The organism is Leuconostoc sp., from assembly GCF_965300815.1.
Genome location: NZ_CBDKZH010000131.1, coordinates 1 through 3,334, shown reverse-complemented (window position 1 = coordinate 3,334; position 3,334 = coordinate 1). Strand labels below are relative to the sequence as shown.

Sequence of the window (3,334 nt, the reverse complement as noted above, 5' to 3'; positions counted from 1 at the left end):
TTCGTACCAAAAGTGCATACCTACGCGTTTGTTATTATTTTAGTGATTATTTTTAAAGCCTTTAATTGGGTACCCAAGCCATTAGAAGATTCAGTTGTGATGTTTAATCAAGTGATCATGGGGAATTTAACGCATGCCGTGCTGGCCGGTATTGGGTTAGCCTTGATTGATTTGAACGTGTTAGCGCATTCATTGACTTGGCAGTTTGTGTTGTTAGTTTTGACTAGTGTGGTGGTGATGGGATTAGCGAGTGCGTTAATCGGGCAATTATTTGGCTTGTATCCTGTTGAAGCGGCAATTGCAGCGGGCCGGGCATGGCTGACAATAGTATGGGTGGTACTGGAAACGTGGCCGTTTTGTCAGCTGCCAATCGCATGGAAATGATTGCGTTTGCCCAGATGGGTAACCGGATGGGTGGCGCCATTGTCTTGATTCTTGGTGGTATCTTAATTCGTTTCTTACGTTAAAATGTTACCGTTGATAGCCACCTTTAGAGATAAAACTTGCAATTATTGGTTTTTCCTTTATACTTATAAATAGTAAGAAGATAGGAGAATTCATATGACTAAGTATGGTGTTATTGTTGGTTCAATTCGGGAAAATTCATATTCAAAGGGTGTTGCGGATGCACTTGTTGCTGGTTTGCCAGCTGATGCAGAGGTTACTTACCTTAATATTGCGGATTTACCATTATATAACCAAGATTTCGACGCGGCTTCACCAGAAGCTTACACACGTTTCCGAAATGACGTTTTGGCACAAGATGCCTTCATTTTTGTGACACCAGAACACAACCGTAGTATTCCAGCAGCATTGAAAAACGCGTTGGACGTCGCTTCACGTCCTTGGGGTCAAAATGTTTGGGCTGGGAAGCCAGCTTTGGTTGCCTCACAATCAATCTCTGGGATTGCTGGCGTATTGGCACATCACGTGTTGCGCCAAACATTGGTCTTCTTAGACATGCCAACTTTGCAACAACCAGAACTTTACATCGGTAATGTTGGCACATTGGCTGACGAATCAGGTCAAATTACAAATGCGGATACAAAGGCCTTCTTGGCTGATGCCGCGCAACAATTTGTCACATTTGCTGATAAGTTTGTGTCATAATTTTAAATTTGAAAAGTCGCGACCGCAGGGTCACGGCTTTTTTTGTTGGCTGATAATGGTTGTGGTCAAGTCGATATTAAATTTGTGTTATCGCTTTCAGTAAGTGCTATAATGGGGCCAAAGATGCTGAACATAAGTTAACGCAAGCAAAGGAGCAGGAACATGAAAGCAGCTGTATGGCATGGTGTAAAGGATGTACGTGTTGAGGACGTGACGTTAAAACCGTTAAAGGCAAATGAAGTTGTGATTCGTGTTGCCTATGCGGGTATTTGCGGCAGTGATTTACATGAATATTTGGAGGGGCCTGTCTTTATTCCAGTTGAACAACCGGATGGTTTGACAGGCGGTCAAGCACCGCTAACCATGGGACATGAATTTTCTGGGGTGGTTGAACAGGTTGGCGCTGACGTGACTGACTTTAAAGTTGGGGATCATGTGTCAGTTAATCCAACTGTCACTAAGGGTGAAGTCGCAGATGATGTTGATGTGTATGATGGGTATAGTTTTATTGGTTTGAGTACAGATGGGGGCTTTACTACCCATGTGAATGTCCCAGAAGCTAACTTGTACCATTTACCACAGGACTTTCCGCTTACCTTAGCTGCGACGATTGAACCAACTGCCGTAGCCGTACAAGCCGTTAAAGAAGGTGGTCTGCGCTTTGGTGAAAAAGTGGTCATCTTTGGGGCTGGACCAATTGGTGTTTTGGTTGCCGCAGCGGCTAAGGCAGCAGGGGCGACTAAAATTGTGGCTGTTGATTTATCAGCAGTTCGACTCGAAAAAGCTTTGGAAATGGGTGCCACTGATGTGGTGAATCCCAGTGAAGTTGACGATACAATTGCTGCCATTAAAGCCATTATCCCTGGTGGTGCCGACGTGACGTTTGAAGTAGCTGGGGTGCAACCAACATTTGAACAAGCGATTGCTGCCACGCGCCCACGCGGTACCATGGTGATTGTGTCAATTTTTGCTAAACCAATTAGTTTTGACCCGATGCAATTAATGAACGCTGGCGTTAAGCTGACGACAACGATTGCTTATTCTAAAGAGACTTTCCAACAAACCGTTGATTTGGTGAGCCAAGGGCTAATCGATGTGGCGCCAGTGATTACCGATATGATTGCATTGGATAACATTGTCACCGATGGTTTTGAGTCATTGACGACGGATAAGTCACAGGCGAAAATTTTAGTGAACTTAGCAGAAGAAGACTAGACCGTTGTGCAGCATTGGAGGAACCGATGACTGATAATATTTATCAATTTAATGCCGTAAAAGAAGATGGTGAGATGTATTCACTCGGGGACTTTGCTGGTCAGCCAATGATTATTGTCAATACGGCAACAAAGTGTGGTTATGCGCCGCAATTTGAAGCGTTGGAAGCCCTTTACCAAACCTATCAAGCGCAAGGTTTGGTGGTGTTGGGCTTTCCATCGAACCAATTTAAGCAAGAGTTAGGGTCAGCTGAGGAAGCAGCGGCCGCTTGTCGTTTAACCTATGGCGTGTCTTTTCCGATGCATCAATTGATTGCAGTGAATGGGCAACAGACAGCACCGCTCTTTGCGTATCTTAAAAATCATGCCAAAAACGTCTTGGGTCAACGTATTAAGTGGAATTTTACGAAGTTTTTGGTTGATCAAGAAGGGCATGTCGTGAAGCGCTTTTCACCCGCAACATCACCAGAAGCGATGATCCCTGAAATCGAAAAATTATTGGCCTAATAGTGATTGCAAGCATCTTTTAAAGTCGAAAGATGCTTTTTATGTGCTGTTTGAGCGTAAAAAAATGTGGGCATTTTGCTTGGTTTGTGAGATAATTATCGCCATACAGAATTAATACAACAAATGAGGTAGAACAAAATGTCTATTGTTAAGGCACCAAAATGGGTTTCAGCTGGTGCATTAGTTGCGTTGGGAATTGTTTATGGCGATATTGGGACATCACCCCTCTATACGATGAATTCGATTCTCAACAGTGCGCGTAGTGTGGCACAAATTCAAGAATTTGTGCTGGGTTCCGTGTCGTTGGTCTTTTGGACACTGATGTTGATTACAACTGTCAAATACGTCCTGATTGCACTGCGAGCAGATAATCACGGTGAAGGTGGTATTTTTGCGTTATATAGTCGGGTACGTGAAACAAATAAAAAGTGGTTGTTGATTCCTGCGTTGATTGGTGGGGCAGCGCTCCTAGCGGACGGGACGCTAACGCCTGCGGTAACGGT

At 44.1% G+C, this 3,334-nt stretch carries 4 protein-coding genes and 1 pseudogene; all 5 read left to right on the top strand.

Features of this window, described 5'->3' with window-relative positions; genetic code table 11:
- Positions 1-467, top strand: a pseudogene (locus ACW12G_RS07195) (2-hydroxycarboxylate transporter family protein); the annotation flags it as partial.
- A gap of 94 nt (positions 468-561) precedes the next feature.
- A complete protein-coding gene (locus ACW12G_RS07190; RefSeq protein WP_147001419.1) occupies positions 562-1,110 on the top strand; it encodes an NADPH-dependent FMN reductase in 549 nt (182 codons plus the stop codon).
- Positions 1,111-1,272: 162 nt separating this feature from the next.
- The gene (locus tag ACW12G_RS07185) at positions 1,273-2,325 is read left to right on the top strand and encodes a 2,3-butanediol dehydrogenase (RefSeq protein ID WP_455647630.1); all 1,053 of its coding nucleotides are present in this window, start codon (positions 1,273-1,275) and stop codon (positions 2,323-2,325) included.
- A 26-nt stretch (positions 2,326-2,351) separates the two neighbouring features.
- Positions 2,352-2,831, top strand: coding sequence for a glutathione peroxidase (locus tag ACW12G_RS07180; RefSeq protein WP_147001418.1), 480 nt, complete (start codon positions 2,352-2,354; stop codon positions 2,829-2,831).
- Positions 2,832-2,969: 138 nt separating this feature from the next.
- On the top strand, positions 2,970-3,334 hold a 365-nt coding region (locus ACW12G_RS07175; protein WP_455647629.1), incomplete at its 3' end, for a KUP/HAK/KT family potassium transporter.

Excerpts from the sequence above, each read along its gene's own strand:
- ACW12G_RS07185 (WP_455647630.1), top strand. The coding sequence starts at position 1,273 with ATGAAAGCAGCTGTATGGCATGGTGTAAAGGATGTACGTGTTGAGGAC.
- ACW12G_RS07190 (WP_147001419.1), top strand. The coding sequence starts at position 562 with ATGACTAAGTATGGTGTTATTGTTGGTTCAATTCGGGAAAATTCATAT.
- ACW12G_RS07180 (WP_147001418.1), top strand. The coding sequence starts at position 2,352 with ATGACTGATAATATTTATCAATTTAATGCCGTAAAAGAAGATGGTGAG.